The 19,362-nt window shown below is 59.5% G+C and carries 17 protein-coding genes; 12 read left to right on the plus strand and 5 right to left on the minus strand.

Annotation, left to right across the window (positions count from 1 at the left end; genetic code table 11):
• Positions 1-243: 243 nt before the first annotated feature.
• The 7 genes from metK (at position 244) to ruvX (ending at position 5,914) form a co-directional block, all read left to right on the plus strand.
• Positions 244-1,395, plus strand: coding sequence for a methionine adenosyltransferase (metK, locus tag ACTG2W_RS07735; RefSeq protein ID WP_005338519.1), 1,152 nt, complete (start codon positions 244-246; stop codon positions 1,393-1,395).
• Positions 1,396-1,463: 68 nt separating this feature from the next.
• Positions 1,464-1,991 (plus strand): SprT family zinc-dependent metalloprotease, encoded by a 528-nt coding sequence (locus ACTG2W_RS07740; protein WP_106842389.1) that lies wholly within the window; start codon positions 1,464-1,466, stop codon positions 1,989-1,991.
• A gap of 73 nt (positions 1,992-2,064) precedes the next feature.
• Positions 2,065-2,769, plus strand: a complete 705-nt coding sequence (locus tag ACTG2W_RS07745) for an endonuclease (protein WP_106842388.1) — start codon at positions 2,065-2,067, stop codon at positions 2,767-2,769.
• Between the two features lie 127 nt (positions 2,770-2,896).
• The gene (rsmE, locus tag ACTG2W_RS07750; RefSeq protein WP_058057889.1) at positions 2,897-3,628 is read left to right on the plus strand and encodes a 16S rRNA (uracil(1498)-N(3))-methyltransferase; all 732 of its coding nucleotides are present in this window, start codon (positions 2,897-2,899) and stop codon (positions 3,626-3,628) included.
• Positions 3,629-3,742: 114 nt separating this feature from the next.
• Positions 3,743-4,693, plus strand: a complete 951-nt coding sequence (gene gshB / locus ACTG2W_RS07755) for a glutathione synthase (protein ID WP_106842387.1) — start codon at positions 3,743-3,745, stop codon at positions 4,691-4,693.
• 200 nt (positions 4,694-4,893) lie between these two features.
• The gene (locus ACTG2W_RS07760; RefSeq protein ID WP_005349793.1) at positions 4,894-5,448 is read left to right on the plus strand and encodes a YqgE/AlgH family protein; all 555 of its coding nucleotides are present in this window, start codon (positions 4,894-4,896) and stop codon (positions 5,446-5,448) included.
• Between the two features lie 43 nt (positions 5,449-5,491).
• Complete coding sequence (gene ruvX, locus ACTG2W_RS07765) at positions 5,492-5,914, plus strand: Holliday junction resolvase RuvX (protein ID WP_005343821.1); 423 nt, start codon at positions 5,492-5,494, stop codon at positions 5,912-5,914.
• A 60-nt stretch (positions 5,915-5,974) separates the two neighbouring features.
• Here ruvX and dtpB read toward each other — a convergent pair whose 3' ends face one another.
• The 3 genes from dtpB to ACTG2W_RS07780 all read right to left on the minus strand — a co-directional run bounded on the left by dtpB (position 5,975) and on the right by ACTG2W_RS07780 (position 10,345).
• Complete coding sequence (gene dtpB, locus ACTG2W_RS07770; RefSeq protein WP_106842386.1) at positions 5,975-7,480, minus strand: dipeptide/tripeptide permease DtpB; 1,506 nt, start codon at positions 7,478-7,480, stop codon at positions 5,975-5,977.
• Between the two features lie 711 nt (positions 7,481-8,191).
• On the minus strand, positions 8,192-9,154 hold the full coding sequence (gene yidZ / locus ACTG2W_RS07775) for an HTH-type transcriptional regulator YidZ (protein WP_106842385.1): 963 nt from the start codon (positions 9,152-9,154) through the stop codon (positions 8,192-8,194).
• A gap of 18 nt (positions 9,155-9,172) precedes the next feature.
• Positions 9,173-10,345, minus strand: coding sequence for an MFS transporter (locus ACTG2W_RS07780; RefSeq protein WP_106842384.1), 1,173 nt, complete (start codon positions 10,343-10,345; stop codon positions 9,173-9,175).
• 356 nt (positions 10,346-10,701) lie between these two features.
• Here ACTG2W_RS07780 and ACTG2W_RS07785 point away from each other — a divergent pair, with 356 nt between their 5' ends.
• The 3 genes from ACTG2W_RS07785 to ACTG2W_RS07795 are packed head-to-tail and all read left to right on the plus strand — an operon-like array spanning position 10,702 to position 14,628.
• Positions 10,702-11,631: an AAA family ATPase gene (locus tag ACTG2W_RS07785; RefSeq protein WP_420093694.1), complete on the plus strand. Its 930-nt coding sequence runs from the start codon at positions 10,702-10,704 to the stop codon at positions 11,629-11,631.
• Positions 11,631-12,626: a DUF58 domain-containing protein gene (locus ACTG2W_RS07790; RefSeq protein ID WP_106842383.1), complete on the plus strand. Its 996-nt coding sequence runs from the start codon at positions 11,631-11,633 to the stop codon at positions 12,624-12,626. Before ACTG2W_RS07785 ends, ACTG2W_RS07790 begins: the two co-directional genes overlap by 1 nt.
• Entirely contained in the window at positions 12,613-14,628 is a 2,016-nt protein-coding gene (locus ACTG2W_RS07795) for a transglutaminase TgpA family protein (RefSeq protein ID WP_106842382.1), read from the plus strand. The genes ACTG2W_RS07790 and ACTG2W_RS07795 overlap by 14 nt, the downstream gene beginning before the upstream one ends.
• A 62-nt stretch (positions 14,629-14,690) precedes the next feature.
• Here ACTG2W_RS07795 and ACTG2W_RS07800 read toward each other — a convergent pair whose 3' ends face one another.
• A complete protein-coding gene (locus ACTG2W_RS07800) occupies positions 14,691-16,121 on the minus strand; it encodes an alanine/glycine:cation symporter family protein (protein ID WP_013724018.1) in 1,431 nt (476 codons plus the stop codon).
• 701 nt (positions 16,122-16,822) lie between these two features.
• Here ACTG2W_RS07800 and tal point away from each other — a divergent pair.
• Both tal and ACTG2W_RS07810 read left to right on the plus strand, forming a co-directional pair.
• Positions 16,823-17,773: a transaldolase gene (gene tal, locus ACTG2W_RS07805; protein WP_146142102.1), complete on the plus strand. Its 951-nt coding sequence runs from the start codon at positions 16,823-16,825 to the stop codon at positions 17,771-17,773.
• A 160-nt stretch (positions 17,774-17,933) separates the two neighbouring features.
• Positions 17,934-18,116, plus strand: a complete 183-nt coding sequence (locus tag ACTG2W_RS07810) for a DUF3545 family protein (protein ID WP_005338547.1) — start codon at positions 17,934-17,936, stop codon at positions 18,114-18,116.
• A gap of 287 nt (positions 18,117-18,403) precedes the next feature.
• Here ACTG2W_RS07810 and accA read toward each other — a convergent pair whose 3' ends face one another.
• Positions 18,404-19,354: an acetyl-CoA carboxylase carboxyl transferase subunit alpha gene (accA, locus tag ACTG2W_RS07815; protein WP_005338549.1), complete on the minus strand. Its 951-nt coding sequence runs from the start codon at positions 19,352-19,354 to the stop codon at positions 18,404-18,406.
• Positions 19,355-19,362: the final 8 nt, after the last annotated feature.

The following is a 19,362-nucleotide window of genomic DNA, read 5'->3' on the forward strand; positions in this document are numbered from 1 at the left end:
GGGAGGACAATCGCTTTTCTTGCCCTCTATTGACCAAAGCAACCAGAGAAAAACGTTTGATTTCCATCCCTTTCGGGATAGGAGAGCACCGCTTGTGACCCATTGGACACTGCGCGACAAAATAGTGCTGGCAATCAGGGGGGGCGCTAATTAAAATAGACGTCCAGATGTAGATACCTCTACACCATCCCATTCATCCGGTTATTGCCGTGGCGATAACCCAGACAAGCTGAGACTCTTATCATGGCAAAGCTGTTTACTTCCGAGTCGGTCTCCGAAGGCCATCCCGACAAGATTGCGGACCAGATCTCCGATGCGGTACTGGACGCCATCCTCAAGCAAGATACCAAGGCACGCGTTGCCTGCGAGACCCTGGTCAAGACCGGTATGGTCATGGTGGCCGGCGAAGTAACCACCTCTGCCTGGGTTGATATCGAAGAGATCGTGCGTGATACCGTACGTGAAATCGGCTACACCCACTCCGACATGGGCTTCGATGCCGACTCCTGCGCCGTGCTGAACGCCATCGGCAAGCAGTCCCCGGACATCAACCAGGGCGTTGACCGCAGCGATCCGCTGGAGCAGGGCGCTGGCGACCAGGGCCTGATGTTCGGCTACGCCACCAATGAAACCGACGTGCTGATGCCGGCCCCCATCACCTACTCTCACCTGCTGGTGAAGCGTCAGGCTGAAGTGCGCAAGAACGGCACCCTGCCGTGGCTGCGTCCGGATGCCAAGAGCCAGCTGACCTTCGCCTACGACGACGCAGGCAAGATCATCGGTGTGGATGCCGTGGTGCTGTCTACCCAGCACGCCGAATCCATCAGCCACAAAGATCTGGTTGAAGCGGTACGCGAAGAGATCATCAAGCCGGTGCTGCCGGCCGAGTGGGTCAACAAGGACACCAAATACTTCATCAACCCGACTGGCCGTTTCGTTATCGGCGGCCCGATGGGTGACTGCGGTCTGACCGGTCGCAAGATCATCGTCGACACCTACGGCGGCATGGCCCGTCACGGTGGTGGCGCCTTCTCCGGTAAGGATCCGTCCAAGGTTGACCGCTCCGCTGCCTACGCTGCCCGCTACGTTGCCAAAAACATCGTTGCCGCCGGTCTGGCCGATCGCTGTGAAATCCAGATCTCCTACGCCATCGGCGTGGCCGAGCCGACCTCCATCAGCGTCGAAACCTTCGGTACTGCCAAGGTCGCCGAAGAGCTGCTGGTCAAACTGGTGCGCGAGCACTTCGAACTGCGCCCGTATGGCCTGATCGAAATGCTGGATCTGAAGCGCCCGATCTACCAGGCTACCGCTGCCTACGGTCACTTCGGTCGCGACGAGTTCCCGTGGGAGCAGACCGACAAGGCCGAACTGCTGCGTTCCGCCGCTGGCCTGTAAGGCTCGCTGTTGTGATAAAAGGGGAGCCTGGCTCCCCTTTTGCTTATCCGCCATTTGACGAGATGTTGATGTCTGCCACTCCTGCCCAGCTTGTCACCCTGCTGCAACAACGCGTAGAAGCCTGCTTTGTGCAGGCCGAGGCGCGCCTTGGCCGCCCCTTCCCCCGCCCGCGGATCTACTGCAATATGCGGGGCCGGGCGGCGGGATCGGCGCGGCTGCAAACCTGGGAGTTGCGCTTCAATCCTGCCCTCTATCAGGCCAACCAGCAGGCGTTTCTGGATGAGGTGGTGCCCCACGAGGTGGCCCATCTGCTTGTTTACGCCCTGTGGGGTGACGGGCGCGGCAAAAACCGGGTGCTACCCCACGGCCGCCAGTGGCAATCGGTGATGCGGGAGGTATTCGGCCTTGAGCCCAGAACCACCCACAGCTTCGATCTGGCGGTACTGGCGCAGCCGACCATCCCCTATCGCTGTCACTGCCAGCAGCATCAGCTCTCTATTCGCCGCCACAACAAGGTGGTGCGTGGCGAGGCCCGCTATCACTGTCGTCGCTGCAAGCAGCCGCTGGAGCGGGAACGGCCGGAGCCCGAACAGTAAGCCAGCCGGTGTCGCGCTCTTGTGATAGGGTGCCCGCCATCGTTCTTCTATCATCCCGTTTGCAAGGAATCCCATGCGTTTCATCTCCTCCCTCGCCCTGACCCTGCTGGCCGGTTTGCCGCTGCTCAGCACGCCTCTGCACGCCCAGACCTTTCGCGAAGCCAAACAGGATCTGGTCAAGCTCTACCGCAGCCAGCCAGACGCGACCACCTTCTACTGCGGCTGCGACTTCGACTATCAGGGCAAGAAAATGAGCCCGGATCTCGCCAGTTGCGGCTATGAGCCGCGCAAGCAGGCCAAGCGCGCCGCCCGCATCGAGTGGGAACACGTGGTCCCCGCCTGGGAGTTCGGCCACCAGCTGCAGTGCTGGCAGGATGGCGGTCGCAAGAACTGCGAAAAATCGAGCCCCGAGTTCAACAAGATGGAGGGGGACATGCACAACCTCTTCCCCGCAATTGGCGAGGTGAACGGCGATCGGGCCAACTACCGCTTCTCCGACTGGAACGGCAAGCCGGATCAGTACGGCCAGTGCCAGATGCTGGTGGATTTCAAGGATCGTCGGGTGCAGCCGCCCAAGGGGCCGGTACGGGGCCAGATCGCCCGCGCCTACCTCTACATGAGCGAGCAGTATGGGCTGCGTCTGGCAGCGCAACAGCGTAAACTGTTTGAAGCTTGGGACAGGCAGTACCCGGCAGAGGGCTGGGAGTGCGAGCGCAATCGCCGCATCGGCAAGCTGCAGGGCAATACCAATCCCTTTATTGAAAAGCAGTGCCAATAACCCCATTGGACTAGGGAGGGGATCGCCCCTCCTAATCATGAAACCCTTCCCTTCTGCCGCGTGAGCCTTGCTTGCCGCCTCGCAGCAGGATATGAAGGTTTTCCAAGCAAGAGACTGACAAGCAGCCATGCGCATTCCACGTATCTATGAACCGGCCACCCTGCAAGTTGGCCAGACCATCGCCCTGTCGGAAGACGGCGCCAACCATATCGGCCGGGTACTGCGCATGCAGCCGGGCCAGCAGCTCGAGCTGTTCAATGGCGATGGCAATCAATACCCCGCCACCATCGCCAGCGTCGGCAAGAAGTCGGTGGAAGTGACCATCGACAGTTGTGACGCCCAATCGGTGGAGTCACCGCTGGCCATCCACCTCGGTCAGGTGATCAGCCGTGGCGACAAGATGGACTTCACCATCCAGAAATCGGTGGAGCTGGGCGTCACCTGCATCACCCCGCTCTTCTCCGAGCGCTGCGGCGTCAAGCTGCCGGCCGATCGGCTGGAGAAGAAACGCGAACAGTGGCAGAAGGTGGTGATCAGCGCCTGCGAACAGTGCGGCCGCAACGTGGTGCCAGAGGTGCGCATGCCGATGGAGCTGGACGCCTGGCTGGCGGAAGAGACCAAGGAGCTCAAGCTCAACCTGCACCCGCGCGCCGAGTACAGCATCAACACCCTGCCCGTTCCCGAGCACGGCGTGCGCCTGCTGATTGGCCCGGAAGGGGGCTTGTCGAGCGACGAGATCGCCCGTACCGTGCAGGAAGATTTCAAAGAGATGCTGCTGGGGCCGCGGGTGCTGCGCACCGAAACCGCCGCCCTGACTGCGATAACTGCGCTGCAGTGCCGCTTTGGCGATCTCGCTTGATACTATCGGCCGCATCAATCAGCCTCATGGCTGCATCGACGCAGCCGCAAGCGGCCGATTACGCTGCGCTAATCGACCCTATAACCCTATCGAGCCATTAAAAAGGAACAGCGGATGACCATTAAACTCGGCATCGTGATGGACCCCATCTCGGCCATCAACATCAAGAAAGATTCCAGCTTTGCCATGCTCGAAGAGGCGCAAAAGCGCGGCTATGATCTCTTCTATCTGGAGATGAAGGATCTCTACATGGAAGCCGGTCGCGCCTTTGGCACCATGCGCCCGCTGACCGTCAAATATGACTATGCCGACTGGTACACCCTGGGCGAGGTGGTGGATCAGCCCCTCTCCAACCTCGATGTGATCCTGATGCGCAAGGATCCGCCGTTCGACACCGAATTTATCTACGCCACCTACATGCTGGAGCGTGCCGAGGATGAGGGTTGCCTTATCGTCAACAAGCCGCAGAGCCTGCGCGACGCCAACGAGAAGCTCTACACCGCCTGGTTTGCCGAGCACACCCCGACCACGCTGGTGACCCGCCGCGCCGACAAGCTGCGCGCCTTCCACGCGAAGCACAAAGACGTGATCTTGAAGCCCTTGGACGGCATGGGCGGCGCCTCCATCTTCCGCATGAAGGAGGATGACGCCAACGTTGGCGTGATTATCGAGACCCTGACCGCCCACGGCAGCCAGTACTGCATGGCGCAGACCTATCTGCCCGCTATCAAGGATGGCGACAAGCGGGTGCTGGTGGTGGACGGTGAACCGGTGCCTTACTGCCTCGCCCGTATTCCGGCGCAGGGCGAGACCCGTGGCAATCTGGCAGCCGGTGGCCGTGGTGAAGCGCGCCCCCTGAGCGAAGCTGACTGGGCCATCGCCCGTGCGGTGGGCCCGACGTTGAAAGAGAAGGGCCTCATCTTCGTCGGTCTCGACATCATCGGCGACCGCCTGACCGAGATTAACGTCACCAGCCCGACCTGCATTCGCGAGATTGAAGCCGCCTTCGATGTGCACATCACCGGCATGCTGATGGATGCCATCAAGCGTCGGCTGGGCAAATAATCACCAGGAAGGCTAACCGGCCTGTTGAGGGGTAACCGCCCCCGACAAGCCCGGAAAAAGAGAGGGTGGCCCGGCGCCACCCTCTCTGTTTCAAGACAATCCGGAAAGGGGCGGGATCTCGCCCAGCCCAAAAAGCGGTTTTTCCCATGGGGATCAACTGCCATAATTGACCTCAAATACCTTTGCACTATTTGGCCTCTATGCAAACACTGCAAAATCACTTCCTGCTTGCCATGCCAAGCCTGACGGATCCCTACTTCGAGCGTTCGCTGGTCTATCTGTGCGAGCACAACGAAGAGGGCGCCATGGGACTGGTCGTCAACATTCCGGTGGAGATGTCGCTGGAAACCATGCTGACCCAGCTCCAGCTCAATCCGCCCAACAACCCGGAACTCAAGCAGCCGGTGCTGCAAGGGGGGCCGGTTCACGCCGATCGCGGCTTCGTGCTGCACAGCTTCCGCCCCGGTTTCAACTCCACCCTGCAGGTGGGGGATGAGATGATGGTGACCACCTCCAAGGATATTCTGGAAACTCTGGGTACGAGCGAGGCTCCTGCCCATTGGCTGGTGGCCCTTGGCTATGCCGGCTGGAGCGCCGGGCAGCTGGAGCAGGAGCTGGTGGATGGCGCCTGGCTGGTGATCCCCCCCAATCCGGCTCTGGTGTTCAAGACCCCCATTCACAAACGTTGGCAGCAAGCTGCCGCCAGCATAGGGGTGAACCCGGTTCACCTCTCCAGCGACATCGGCCACAGCTGATCGGCTGGCCCGCTCCGCTCTCTATTTCGAGGATTTATCAGTTATGTCATCACGCAGCATCATGGGCTTTGACTATGGCACCAAGAGCATTGGCGTCGCCATCGGTCAGGAGCTGACTGGCACAGCCCAGCCTCTGCGCGCCCTCAAGGCCAACGACGGCATCCCCAACTGGGACGAGATTGAGAAGCTGCTCAAGGAGTGGCAACCAGACCTGCTGGTGGTCGGCCTGCCGCTGAACATGGATGGCACCGATCAGGAGATCACGGTACGGGCCCGCAAATTCGGCAACCGGCTGCATGGCCGTTTCGGCAAGCCGGTGGAGTTCAAGGATGAGCGACTCACCACCACAGATGCCCGCGCCCGGCTGTTTGAGCGAGGCGGCTATCGCGCGCTGGAGAAAGGCAGTGTGGACGGGGTATCGGCGCAGCTGATCGTCGAAGCCTGGATGGAAGAGCAGTACAACTAAGCCATCAACAGCAAGGCAAGGGTCGCAGCCCTTGCCTTGTCTCGCACTATCCTCCCCTCATTACGCCTGTGATTGTCCCGCCACCAGCCCCTCGGCCTCTGTCGGGTTCGCATTCATCATCCGGTTCAGCCAGGGCACCATCAGCCCCATCACTACCGCAATCAGCAGGGTCGCCATCCCGATCTTGCCAAACACGCCGGTGTAGATCGGCAAGGTTTGCAGCGGATCCGTCATCCCTTGCGGCACGGCGGTAAAGGTCGCCACATAGCCACCCAGCAGGGACGCCATCGCTTGAGTCAGGAACCACATTCCGAGAATGAAGCCCATCAGGCGTTGCGGCACCAGCGCGGCGACCATCGCCAGTCCCAGCGCACTGATCATCAGCTCGCCCAGACTCTGGAACAGGTAGATAAGCACCATAAACCAGGGGGAGGTAAGCCCCTGCTCATCGGCAAACCACCAGCCGGAAGCCGCCGCCGTCAGAAAGCCCAGCGAACAGAAGAACATCCCGAGAGTGAACTTGAGCGGCATGGTGAGATCCCGCCCCTTGCTGCCCATTCGGGTATAGATCATCGCGAGTACCGGGCTACCCACCACCACCCAGAATGGGTTGAGCGCCTGGAAGCTGATTGGGTTGACGCTCATGCCCAGCATCTCGTGGTGCATGTTGTTGATGGCAAAGAAGTTCAGAGACGTCGGCATCTGGGCATACAGCACATAGAAGAGCACTGCCTCCAGCATCAGCACGAAGGCCACATACATCTTGTTGCGACCCACTGTGTCAAGCCTGAATGCCTCGCGAAAGAAGAAGATCACCACGGCGATGGTCACCGTCATCAGCACCATGTTGGCGATCACCACGTGGTGCATCAGCCAGGCGCAAAAAAAGACCATGGCTACCGAGCCCAATATAACCAGCAGCAGCTTGCTGTAATTCAGTGGCAGGTGATCCGGTACGGAGCCAATATCCTTGACCATATTGCGGCAGGCAAAGAAGGTGAGCAGCGCAATAATCAGCCCCACCCCGCACAGGTTATAGGTCACGGTATAGCCGTAGTGATCGGCAATTACCGGCGCGAGCGAGAGGGAAATAAGGGAGCCAATATTGATCGACATATAGAACAGGGTAAACGCCCCATCCAGCCGCGGATCTTTTGGCTGGTAGCATTTTGACAGCAGGCTGGCCGGATTGGCCTTGAACAGGCAGTTACCAACTGCAATGGTGCCCAGCGCATAGAAAATCAGGTCGGGATTATAGATAGAGAGGCCGGTCATAAAGTAGCCTATCACCAACACCACGGCCCCCAGCACCATGGTGCGCTTGGTACCGAGCACATGGTCGCCGACATAGCCACCAACCGAGATCAGGCCATATACCAGCGCCGAGAAGGCACCGAAGGTAATAAAGGATTGCTCTTGGGAAAAACCCAGTTGCTGCACAAAGAAAACAGCCAGGATCCCCTGCACGCCGTAATAACCGAAGCGCTCCCAGAGTTCGACGAAAAATATCATAAAGAAGGGTTTGGGTTGTTGTAACAACCCTGTGGGTGCTGTTGCTGGACGCATATCAACCTGCCTTTGCTGAGATTTATTTTTATTAATCTGGTGGTGGCTGCCGCACTATTTTTTTGCCCACCATTGCCATAACGGGGAGCACTGTCAGCCTGCCAATCTGGCTATTTTCGGGTGCACGCGCCCCGTTCGATGAAAGGTGTTTTTCATCTAGCCGGTTTCAATTACGGGTTATCGAAGGATGGTGAGTGGCGCCTCCCAGTACAGTTGCCGGCTCCGGGTTCTACCTTTGCTGCATCCCTTCACTCAAGCCGGTTTATCAAACTTGATGCTTATTCCCCTCTGCTCCGTCACTCATGGCTGGTGGCTAGATGGGCGGGGCATGACACGGCCACAGACGACCTGTGGGGCTGGCTCACGCCGCGCTCTACTGGCTATCACACTACACAGGCGCTATCTAACCCCGCCATTCCAAGGGAGGTCATGCTATATCACTGCAAATACAGGAACTTAATGGTCGATCACACTTTAAAAGTGACCATCAGTGAAGTTTTCTAATGAAACCACATGAATTTTTTTCGTGAAAAGAGCTTCACTCGAGACGTGCAACCAAGGCTAATCTGTGCATAAAGAGAGTTGAATGGCACACAGCTGAACCCGAGCTCGGCACTTCAGTCGTGCCAAAGCCCGCTCATCCGGGCGATGCGACAACAAAAAGCCGGAGCTGATGGCTCCGGCTCATCGATAGGCACCGTCACGGCCACATTAGCGTGGCGATTCGTCGTTGTAGAGTCGCCGGATCTCGTTGCGCAGCCACATCACCTTGGCATCCTGATTGTGCCGTTTGTGCCACAGCAGGATGAAGGCGATCTCCAGCTGGGCGTAGAGCTTCTCGGGGAGCGGCAGCGGCATGGCGAGCAGATTGCCGTGATGCCGACTGGCATAACCACCGCAGTAGGACGGGGCCACCGCAATCAGTTCGTGGCTCGACTGGGAGGCAATATGCAGCGCCTGCTCGAAGCTGGAGACCATGATGGGTACCTCCCGCTTCAGCCCCTCGTCCTCCAGCAGACTGTCGAGGGCCCAGGTATCGTTCGCTTCCCACACCATGCTGATCTGGGGGCAGGCCAAAAAATTCTCCAGCGACCACTTCTGCTCGAGCAAGGGGTGATCCTTGCGCAGAAAAACCACCGGTCGATCGGTGAACAGCACCTCGTGATCGATGTAATAAGGCAAGCGGTTGACCCTGGCCCGGGAGCGGCCATGGGTCTCGCGGGCGCAGAAGCCGAGATCTGCATCGCCATTGACGATGTCGTTGAGAGAGTGGTGATCCCACCCCAGCATCCTGACCACCGAGTTGGGGTACTTCTGGTAGATGGTCATGGGCAGATCGCTCAGGAAGCTGATGTAGAAGGGGGACTCCATCACCAGGGTGAAGCGGGCGCCGTCGGGGATCGCCTCGCTATTGAGCGAGGTGATGCTGTCGGTGAGCTGGAACCAGACCTTCAGCTCCTCCTCCAGAGTCAGGGAGAGGTTGGTCGGCTGCAACCCCTGCCGCACCCGCACAAACAGGGGATCGTCAAACCACTCCCGCAATTTGGCCAGAGACTTGCTCACCGCTGACGGAGTGACACAGAGCTTTTTGGCCGCCCCTGCCACACTGCGCTCCTGCATCAGGTACTTGAACACCACCAGCAGGTTCAAATCGAGTTCACCCAGATTGCGCATATCCCCTCTCATCTTCCATCAGCCCTGCGACCGCGCTTCACGAAGCGCGAGCCATGGTAACAGCCCTTTGACAGCCAGGTAACTGAGCAGTGCCAGCAGCAGGGCGCAGATCAGCATCTCGGTCGGGGCAAAGCCAAGTTGACCCAACAGCCAGATATAGAGGCCGGAGAGGCTGATCTGCATGATGCAGAGCACGGCGCTGGCGAACGCCACATTGTGCTGACAACCATCGAGCGCCTCTCCCATCGCCACCCCGAACCCACAGGAGAAGCCGACACAGACCAGCGCAAACCCCGGCAGCAAAAGATGGATATCCCCCCCCGCCTGCCAGCTACCGATCAGTGAGCACGCCGCCAGCAGATAGGAGAGATGAGCCACCGCCAGCACTTTCTGTTTGCCCAACCAGCGCAACAGCAGGGGCGTCAGGAAGGAGGTGGACATACTCACGCCGGCCATCACCATCATCACGATGGAGTACTGCTCGGTAGTGAAGCCAAACTCCTTCATCAGGATCAGCGGCGAGACGCTGACATAGACCAGAATGGCGGTCACACTGGCACTGGTCAGCAGGGAGAGCAGCATAAAGCGCGGCGAGCGCAGCAGGGCAAAGGGCAGCGCCGCGCTACTCCCCGGTTGCCGGGTCGGGCGGGTCTCCTTGAGCAGCAGCAAGTTCACCAGACCGATGACGGCAGCCACCAGCGCCATCGCCACGAAGATCCCGCGCCAGTCAAAATGGGACAGGATGAGGTAACCGAGCACCGGCGCCAGCACCGGGATCACGCAGATCACCCCGTTAATCATCGAGAGCGCCATCGCCAACCGCTCCTGACTCAGCACATCCCGCAGCACGGTAAAGGTCATGATATAGAGCGCCCCCGCCCCGACTCCCTGCCAGAAACGGCCGAAATAGAACTGGCCAATCCCCTCCGCATTGCCTGCCACCAGCGAGGCAAGGACAAAAATCAGCGCGCCCCCGAGCACCACCCAGCGCCGCCCGAAGCGATCGGCAATCATCCCGCCCAGCAGCACGGTGGCCGCCATACCGAACAGATAGATAGAGAAGGCGGTGTGGATCTGCGCCTCGCTCGCCTGCAGGGTATCGGCAATCTGGGTCACAGCGACCAGATAGAGATCGATCCCGACCGGATAGAGAATGATCATCAGAAAAGTGCACAACAGGAATACAGGCATGGATGCTCCATAACAGATTGGCGTGCCGATGCCTGCCAGATCACAGCGACAGGCGAACAGTGGCGGGGCCAAGGTGGTGACAAAGGTAGCAACACAGCGCGTCGCAATGGGGCAACTATATGGGCACCCACCGCTCTCACCTAGTGAAGAGATGGCGATCGGTACATTCCAATCAGGAAATATTGTATTGAGTTACGTGCCATAGCGGCCATATTGAATCGAGCAGACTCAGCAATAAACCGGGTCACCTCCCGCTCATAGCCATCCCTGCGCAGCACTTTTACCGCCCGTCTGTTATCTGCCTTCGCTCTTGCGGGCGTATAAGCTGTAGGTGCGACGCAATACAGGGAATGTGTATGAAGGGAATGGAGAGAGAAGAGCAGATTGCCGGGCTGCTGTCAGCACTGGAGCAAGTCATTCTGGGCAAGCCGCTGCAACTGAAAATCGCGCTGGTGACCCTGCTGGCGCGCGGTCATCTGCTGATCGAGGATCTGCCCGGTATGGGCAAAACCACCCTGGCCCACGCGCTGGCACAGGTGCTGGGGCTGGCATGCAGGCGCATGCAGTTCACCGCCGATCTGCTCCCCGCCGACCTGCTGGGGCTGCAGATTTTTGACCCCCAGCAACAAACATTTCGCTTTCACCCCGGCCCCATCTTCACCCAGGTGCTGCTGGCGGACGAGATCAACCGTGCCAGCCCCAAGGTGCAGAGCGCCCTGCTAGAGGCGATGGCCGAGGGCAAGGTGAGCATCGAGGGGAATACGCACCCACTCCCCATTCCATTTTTCGTCATCGCCACCCAGAATCCGGCGGATCAGGCGGGCACCTATCCGCTGCCGGAGTCCCAGCTCGACCGCTTCGCCGTGCGACTCTCGCTGGGTTTTCCGCCACGAGAGGCGGAGCGCCAGTTGCTGCGCGGCCACCAGCCGACTGGCCCGTTGCCCGCCATGCTGAATGCCGCCGAGCTGACTGCCCTGCAAGCGGAAGGTGATGCTATCCATGTTTCCGATGCCACCCTCGACTACCTGCTGGCGCTGGTGCACCAGAGCCGCTTTGATGGGGATCTGCCACAGCCCCTCTCCCCCCGGGCAGCCCAGACCTTGCTGGCGGTGAGCCGTGCTTGGGCGCTGGTGGCAGGGCGGCGTTTCGTCACGGTGGAGGATGTGCAGGCAGTCTTCCCCTATGTGGCCGAGCATCGGCTGCGGGGCAGCTTTGGCGTACAGCACGGCGAAGCCTGTCCCCTTAGCCAGCGGCTGCTGGCCAAGGTCGATCCGGACAATCCCTGATGAGCAAATTGCTAAACCGTTGGCAGCAGTGGCAAGCCCGCTGGCAGCGACGCTGGCTCGATCGCCGCATTCCCCCGGCCCGCCAGATCACGCTGGGTACCCGCAGCCTCTTTATCCTCCCCACCCGCATGGGGCTGCTCTATCTGCTGGTGCTGCTCGTCATCTATCTGCTCGGCACCAACTACCAGAACAATCTGGTACTGCTGGTGGCCTACTGCCTCGGCAGCCTGTTTATGGCCGCCATGTGGCTCACCCACCGCAACTTGCTGGGGCTGGCGCTGTTGGGGGGCCCGCCAGTGCTGGGGGAAGCGGGTAGCCTGCTTCCTATCCGTATCTTGGTACAGAGCCCGCGCCCGGTGCAGGCACTTCACTTTAGCCTCAACGAAGGCGCCCTCTGGCTGGCACAGGCCGACGCTGTGCCCAGCACAATTATCCTGCCAGTATCGGGCTCGCGCCGTGGGGCACTGCCCCTTGGTCGATTGCGGGTCGAGAGCCGCTACCCTCTCGGCCTGTTTCGCTGCTGGTCCCTGCTGGACTTGCAACTGGAGGGCTGGCTCGCCCCCAAACCGATGTTCGGGGCGCTAAGAGGGGAACATGCGACCGAAAGCGAGGGGCATCAGGGCCAACCAGCTCCGGCCACTCTCGGTGACTTTGATACCCTGCGGACACATCAGGCCGGTGAGCCACTGAGCCGGGTCGCCTGGAAGCAACTTGCCCAGGGGCGCGGCCTGCTGACCAAGCAGTTTCATGAACCGCAGCAGGATGACACTCACCTCACCTTGCAGCGGGTCGCGGGTGGGGATCTGGAGCAGCGGCTGGCGGTACTGGCCTGGTGGTGCGCCGATTACGGCAAGCGGGGCATCCCCTTTACCCTGATGCTGGCAAACCAGACGCTAGGGCCCGATAGTGGTGCCGCCTTTGTGCAGCGCTGCCTGCTGGCACTGGCCCAGTTCGATGCCACACCACCGAAGAGCACGCCAGATGCTGCTCGATAACCGCCGCCTGCTACCACTCATCGCCCTGCAACAGCTGCTGTTGGTCGCGGCGCTCTGGCCCCAGTTGCAGCTCTGGGTAGTGGCAGTGGGCGCCATAACCCTCGGCGTCCGGGCCATGATGCTGTGGCGCGGCTGGCCGCCCCTGCCTGCCCGCGGGTTGGCGCTGCTGGCCATCACAACCGTGGTGTTGCTGGGACTACAGTGGCGTGGCTTGGGCACCCTGCCTGCCCTTATCAATCTGCTCTGGCTCGGCTATAGCCTCAAGATGATCGAGGTTCGGCGCGAGCGGGATATCGAGCTGGTGCTTCTGCTCGCCTTCTTTCTTATCGCGCTGGCGCTGGTGCAGCGACAGAGCATCGGCTGGACGGCCGGAATGACAGTAGCGCTCTGGCTGGCAGTGACCGCGCTGGTGGCCGCCATCGCTCCCGAGCAGAAACGGCCTTGGCGCAGTGCGGGCAGTGCCCTGCTGCTGGCGCTTCCCCTGCTCATCACTCTGTTTCTGCTGCTGCCAAGGCTGCCGCCCCTCTGGCAGATGCCCACCACCAGTCGCGCCCTGTCGGGGCTCTCGGAAGAGTTGGCCCCCGGCGATATCAGCGAACTGGTCAACTCCTCCGAACTGGCCTTTCGGGTCACCTTTGCCGATGGCCCGCCCCCTGTCCGTGAGCGCTATTTTCCGGTGATGCGCCAAGAAGTTTTCGATGGTCAGCGCTGGTTGCTGAGCCCCGAGATCAGGGCGTGGCAGCAGACAGTGCCAGTGCAGACCGGGCTCACCCTTCTGGCATCCTCTTCACAAGCCAGTACTCAACTGGCAGATAACCCGTTACCCGCCGGGAGCTACGAGGTGATCGCCGAGCCCCAGCGCCACCGCTGGGCCTTTGCCCTGAGTGAACCGCGTCAGCTGGCGGGCCCTGTGCTGCTTACCCCTCTCGACACCCTCTATCGTCAGGGGAGCGGCGAGGTGGCGATCCGCTATCGCATTGGCCGCGGCGAAGCGCAGCCAGAGAACGACAGCCAAGCCGCCCAGCGCAACCTGCAACTGCCTGGCGGGGGCAACCCGAGAGCGCGAGCCCACGGCCAAAGGCTGGCTGTGCGCTATCCGGATCGCGCAGCGCTGGTCGCCGCCCTGCTCGCGCAGTTTCGCAGCCAATCCTATTACTACACTCCGACCCCGCCACGGCTTGGCAGTGACGGGGTAGATGAGTTCCTGTTCGATACCAAGCGCGGCTTTTGCGGCCACTACGCCATGGCGACCGCTTTCGTACTGCGCGCTGCCGGTATTCCGACACGGCTGGTCACCGGTTATCTCGGCGGCGAGTGGAATCCCAGAGGCAACTATCTGGCGGTACACCAGTTCGATGCTCACGCCTGGGTGGAGTATCTCGATGAAGGGGGAAAGTGGCGGCGAATCGACCCCACGGCTGCAGTGGCGCCGGAGCGTATTGAAGGCGGCGTGAGGGAAGCGCTGAGCGACGAATTTACCGCTGCCGACCCCCTCGCTTTGCAGCGTTATCGCAACTGGGCTCTGCTCAATCAACTGCGCTGGTGGGGCAACAATATCGACTACCAGTGGAGTCGCTGGGTGATTGGTTACGATGCGGGCCAGCTCTGGCAGCAAATTGGCCTGCGCTGGCCTGCACTGACGAGGCACACTCCCTGGTTGATCCTCGCCAGCCTGATGCTGGTCGCCCTGCTGGTGAGCCTGCCCCTGCTGTTGCCCGCCCGCCTGCAGCCAGAGCGGCGCATCTGGCAGCCCCTGCTCAAACGGGGCAAACGCAGTGGCTACCCACCAGAGCCCGCCGAGAGCATGGGGGCATGGTGCGAGCGGCTGGCACGGCTGCGTCCCGACCTTGCCCACTCCCTGCTAAAGAGTGCGTGGCTCTATCGCCGCTGGCGTTATGCCCCCCTCAGCGAACGGCAACAAGGGCGCTGCTGGCGCCAGTTGCGACAGCGTATCAGGCAACTCGTTCAGCGCTGGGATCAACAGCCAACGAGTGCACCATAAAAGAAGGGGGAGCCACCGGCTCCCCCTTCAGGTTTTAATCAAGAGGTTTGATTCACCGCTTGTTACTTTTTGGTCGGATTGTCCCAGATCCCCTCTTCCAGCTGGGAGCGGATCTCGGGGTATTTGTTGGCATCGAAGGTGGGCACCTTGCCCAGCCGGAGCTGGTCGTTGTAATCCTTCGCCAGCTTGATGGCAACGCTGGAGAGCAGCAGGATCGCCACCAAGTTGACGATGGCCATCAGCCCCATGGAAACATCCGCCATGGCCCACACAATCGGCAACTCACCCACGGCGCCGAACATCACCATCCCCAGCACGAACACCCGGAACAGCATCAGGCCACCCTTGTGGTTGTGCTCGAGGAACACCAGATTGGTCTCGGCATAGGAGTAGTTCGCCACGATAGAGGTGAAGGCGAAGAAGAAGATGGCCGCCGCAATGAAGATGTTGCCACCGCTGCCAATCTGGGAGGAGAGCGCCCGCTGGGTCAGCTCGACACCGGTCACGCCGGATCCCGGCTCAAACTGACCTGACATCAGGATGATGGCGGCGGTACAGCTGCAGATGACGATGGTGTCCATAAAGACCCCCAGCATCTGCACATAACCCTGGGAGGCCGGATGCGGCGGATAGGGAGTGGCAGTCGCCGCAGCGTTGGGCGCAGAGCCCATGCCCGCTTCGTTGGAGAAGAGACCACGCTTGATACCGTTGATCATCGCCTGGGAGATGGCATAACCGAGCGCACCCGAGCCAGCCTGCTCAATCCCGAAGGCGGACTTGATGATCAGCATGAAGACATGGGGCAACTCGGTGATGTTCATCGCCACGATCACCAGCGCCAGCAGGATATAAGCCAGTGCCATAAAGGGCACCACCAGCTCGGCAAAACGGGCGATGCCACGAATGCCGCCGAAGATAATCAGGCCAGAGAGCGCCACCAGCGCCAGACCGCTGACCCAGTCAGGAATGCCAAACGCCACCTTCATCGCCAGACTGATGGAGTTGGCCTGCACCGCGTTGAACACCAGACCAAATGCCAGGATCAGGCAGAGCGAAAACACCACCCCCATCCAGCGCATGCCAAGGCCTTTCTCCATGTAGTAGGCCGGGCCACCACGGTAGTTACCATCCTCATCCTTGACCTTGTAGAGCTGGGCCAGGGTGCTTTCGACGAAGGCAGTCGCCATGCCGATAAAAGCAATCAACCACATCCAGAAGATGGCGCCGGGGCCACCCAGATAGATGGCGACAGCCACACCGGCCAGGTTGCCGGTGCCGACACGGGCGGCAAGGCTGGTACAGAGGGCCTGGAAGGAGGAGATGCCCGCGTTGTCCGATTTACGGCTGTTTTTCAGCACGGAAAACATGTGGCCAAAGTGACGGATCTGGATAAAACCCAGGCGGAAGGTGAAAAAGATACCGACCCCGATGAGCAGGTAGATGAGCACGGCTCCCCACATCAGGTCGTTTAGCATCGCAATCAAGGTGTCCATAATTCTCTCGTTGTTATTCACATCCATGGCCAGTCTGCGCTGACCGTTTTCTGTCTGTCGTTTAATTAGCGTTTCGCTAAAGGGGCGGAATCTAGCACAGCGGGAGAGCCCGGAATAGTGATCCCGGTCACGCGAGACACAAAAAACGAACGGTAAAAGCCCATAAAGCTCCATTTAAATCGCAAACTTTCAACAAACTCAATAATTCAATCAGACAGGCCACCATTAAGCCCCATAAGAGAACCATTTTGATATATCCCTGATGAGCTATCCGAAAACGCAAACGCTTGCATGAAATGGCTTTCAAATGGCGACATTTCGCCAAACGTTTTCGCTGTAATTAAATTTCAAGTACGTAGCGAGATAATTTATGTGATCAACGACACAAATATGGATATTGGCTAAAAAAGTTCAGCTGAAAGCAAACCGGAGCGAGGTCGGGAGGAAATGTAAAAAACCTTACTAATCATATAGTTTCAAGCCATAAAACGGGATAACTCAACAGCCTGAATGTTTAACAACCAAGCGCCCCTATTGCAGGATGCAGCACATCAGTATTAATTAGGCAGGCAATGACGATGGGCCGCCCCCATCGCGCTTTTCTGAGCCTGAGGCACCAAGATCCTGTAATTTTATTTCAGAACCACCGTCTCAAGCCCGCAACCCAGGGATTACTCCCTCATTAAGAGATGATATTCGCTATGGCCGATAAATTAACCCAGCTGAAAGCCCTGACCACTGTTGTTGCCGACACCGGTGATATCGAAGCCATCAAACGCTATCAGCCCATCGATGCCACCACCAACCCCTCTCTGGTTCTGAAGGCCTCCGAGATCCCCGAGTACGCTCCGCTGATCGAAGACGCCATCAAGTGGGCCAAAGCCCAGAGCCAGGACAAGGCACAGCAAATCATCGACGCGGGCGACAAGCTGGCCGTCAACATCGGTCTGGAAGTGCTGAAGATCGTTCCTGGCCGCATCTCTACCGAAGTGGATGCCCGCCTCTCCTTCGATACCGAAGCCAGCATCGCCAAGGCCCGCAAGCTGATCCGTCTCTACAACGAAGCGGGTATCAGCAACGACCGCATTCTGATCAAGCTGGCCTCCACCTGGGAAGGGATCCGTGCCGCCGAGGTTCTGGAGAAAGAGGGTATCCAGTGCAACCTGACCCTGCTGTTCTCCTTCGCCCAGGCCCGTGCCTGTGCCGAAGCCGGTGCCTTCCTGATCTCCCCGTTCGTGGGTCGCATCCTCGACTGGTACAAGGTCAAGCACAACCGTGACTACACCGCCAGCGAAGATCCGGGCGTGGTCTCCGTCACCTCCATCTACAACTACTACAAGCAGCACGACTACCCGACCGTGGTGATGGGCGCCAGCTTCCGCAACACCGGCGAGATCCTGGAACTGGCAGGCTGCGACCGCCTGACCATTGGCCCAGCCCTGCTGGAAGAGCTGAGCAAGACCGAAGGGGCCGTAGTACGCAAACTGGACTACACCGGTGAGCGCAAGGCCAAACCGACTCCGATGACCGAAGCCGAATTCCGCTGGGAACTGAACCAGGACGCCATGGCGCACGAGAAGCTGGGCGAAGGCATCCGCATGTTCGCCATCGACCAGGGCAAGCTGGAAACCATGCTGGCAAGCCGCCTGTAATCAGTTCTTTTTTCTGATAAAAACCGGGCCCCTAACAAGGGGCCCGGTTTTTTTTCATGGGCTTTTTTAGCGCTGTCATAGAGTCGTCACGAAAACGTTTTAATTTCAGATTCGTTATGTTATACGGGTGGTGAAAACGATAAAAACCAAGGAGGGAGCCATGGAAATGTTCAACTTCGATTATGACGAGGTGGTTGAACTCGGTTCGCGTAGCCGCGGGACAACGGGAAAAAAACGTAAATGGCGTGAAATCGAGGCGTTGAAAGACAAACATCGCCTGCAGAAGGAGCTGCAATCCATCGATATCGCCTATGAAGGTCTTACAGACGAGATTGAACTGTAATACCGCCAGACACCTGTAAAAGCGCTCCGCACAGTCGGGGCGCTTTTTTATGCCGCAATCGGATGATCACGTGGTTTGTCATGCCATCGCTAGCGATGCCAAAGGATGCTGCAGGCTAATGACAGTCATCACCAACAGCGTGGCATACCAACCCTACCCCACACCCACGAATGCAGACCTGCGCCGTTTCAGGGCACGTTGGGGCACTCACCTGAATGACAGATCAACCGCAATAAAAAGCCCCCGTCGATGACGGGGGCCTGAATACTCGGGGGTGACGGCTGCGCTTAGCAGTACCCGTAGCCCAGCAGACGCTGGTAGCGCTGCTCCAGCAGTTGCTCGGTATCGAGCGGACGCAGGGCGTCCAGATCCTGCTTGATGCGAGCCTTAAGGTTTTTGGCCATCTTCTCCACATCGCGGTGGGCACCGCCGAGGGGCTCGTCGATCACGTGGTCGATCAGCTTGAGCTCTTTCAGACGCTGGGCAGTGATACCCATCGCTTCGGCAGCCACAGAAGCCTTGTCTGCGCTCTTCCACAGGATGGAGGCACACCCTTCCGGCGAGATGACGGAGTAGGTGGAGTACTGCAGCATGTTGACGCGGTCACCCACGCCGATTGCCAGCGCACCACCGGAACCGCCTTCACCGATCACGGTGCAGACCACCGGCACGGTCAGACCGGCCATCACTTTCAGGTTGCGGGCAATCGCTTCAGACTGGCCACGCTCTTCGGCACCGACGCCAGGGTAAGCACCCGGGGTGTCGATGAAGGTGATGATCGGCATCTTGAAGCGCTCGGCCATCTCCATCAGACGCAGGGCCTTGCGGTATCCTTCCGGACGCGGCATGCCGAAGTTGCGCTTGATCTTCTCTTTGGTCTCGCGACCCTTCTGGTGACCAATCACCATCACCGGCTCACCGTCGAGACGGGCGATGCCGCCGACGATAGCCTTGTCATCGGCATAGGCGCGATCGCCAGCCAACTCGTCGAAATCGGTGAAGATATGCTCGATATAGTCAAAGGTGTAGGGGCGCTGGGGATGACGCGCCATCTGGGATACCTGCCAGGCACCCAGATCACCGAAGATCTTCTTGGTCAGCTCTTCGTTTTTCTTCTCCAACCGGCGGATCTCGTCTTTCAGATCCACGGCGTGATTGCCTTCACTCACATGTTTGAGTTCATCAATCTGCGCCTGCAACTCGGCAATCGGCTGTTCAAAATCCAGAAAAAGACTCATAGGGCCTT

The sequence above is a fragment of the Aeromonas sp. 96A genome, assembly GCF_051919165.1.
In the GTDB taxonomy this organism is placed as follows: Bacteria; Pseudomonadota; Gammaproteobacteria; order Enterobacterales; family Aeromonadaceae; genus Aeromonas; species Aeromonas veronii.

Excerpts from the sequence above, each read along its gene's own strand:
- rsmE (WP_058057889.1), top strand. The coding sequence starts at position 2,897 with ATGCGCATTCCACGTATCTATGAACCGGCCACCCTGCAAGTTGGCCAG.
- tal (WP_146142102.1), top strand. The coding sequence starts at position 16,823 with ATGGCCGATAAATTAACCCAGCTGAAAGCCCTGACCACTGTTGTTGCC.
- dtpB (WP_106842386.1), bottom strand. The coding sequence starts at position 7,480 with ATGCGTCCAGCAACAGCACCCACAGGGTTGTTACAACAACCCAAACCC.
- ACTG2W_RS07760 (WP_005349793.1), top strand. The coding sequence starts at position 4,894 with ATGCAAACACTGCAAAATCACTTCCTGCTTGCCATGCCAAGCCTGACG.
- ACTG2W_RS07800 (WP_013724018.1), bottom strand. The coding sequence starts at position 16,121 with ATGGACACCTTGATTGCGATGCTAAACGACCTGATGTGGGGAGCCGTG.
- ACTG2W_RS07785 (WP_420093694.1), top strand. The coding sequence starts at position 10,702 with ATGAAGGGAATGGAGAGAGAAGAGCAGATTGCCGGGCTGCTGTCAGCA.
- metK (WP_005338519.1), top strand. The coding sequence starts at position 244 with ATGGCAAAGCTGTTTACTTCCGAGTCGGTCTCCGAAGGCCATCCCGAC.
- ACTG2W_RS07790 (WP_106842383.1), top strand. The coding sequence starts at position 11,631 with ATGAGCAAATTGCTAAACCGTTGGCAGCAGTGGCAAGCCCGCTGGCAG.
- ACTG2W_RS07780 (WP_106842384.1), bottom strand. The coding sequence starts at position 10,345 with ATGCCTGTATTCCTGTTGTGCACTTTTCTGATGATCATTCTCTATCCG.
- ACTG2W_RS07745 (WP_106842388.1), top strand. The coding sequence starts at position 2,065 with ATGCGTTTCATCTCCTCCCTCGCCCTGACCCTGCTGGCCGGTTTGCCG.
- accA (WP_005338549.1), bottom strand. The coding sequence starts at position 19,354 with ATGAGTCTTTTTCTGGATTTTGAACAGCCGATTGCCGAGTTGCAGGCG.
- ACTG2W_RS07795 (WP_106842382.1), top strand. The coding sequence starts at position 12,613 with ATGCTGCTCGATAACCGCCGCCTGCTACCACTCATCGCCCTGCAACAG.
- yidZ (WP_106842385.1), bottom strand. The coding sequence starts at position 9,154 with ATGCGCAATCTGGGTGAACTCGATTTGAACCTGCTGGTGGTGTTCAAG.
- ACTG2W_RS07810 (WP_005338547.1), top strand. The coding sequence starts at position 17,934 with ATGGAAATGTTCAACTTCGATTATGACGAGGTGGTTGAACTCGGTTCG.
- gshB (WP_106842387.1), top strand. The coding sequence starts at position 3,743 with ATGACCATTAAACTCGGCATCGTGATGGACCCCATCTCGGCCATCAAC.
- ruvX (WP_005343821.1), top strand. The coding sequence starts at position 5,492 with ATGTCATCACGCAGCATCATGGGCTTTGACTATGGCACCAAGAGCATT.
- ACTG2W_RS07740 (WP_106842389.1), top strand. The coding sequence starts at position 1,464 with ATGTCTGCCACTCCTGCCCAGCTTGTCACCCTGCTGCAACAACGCGTA.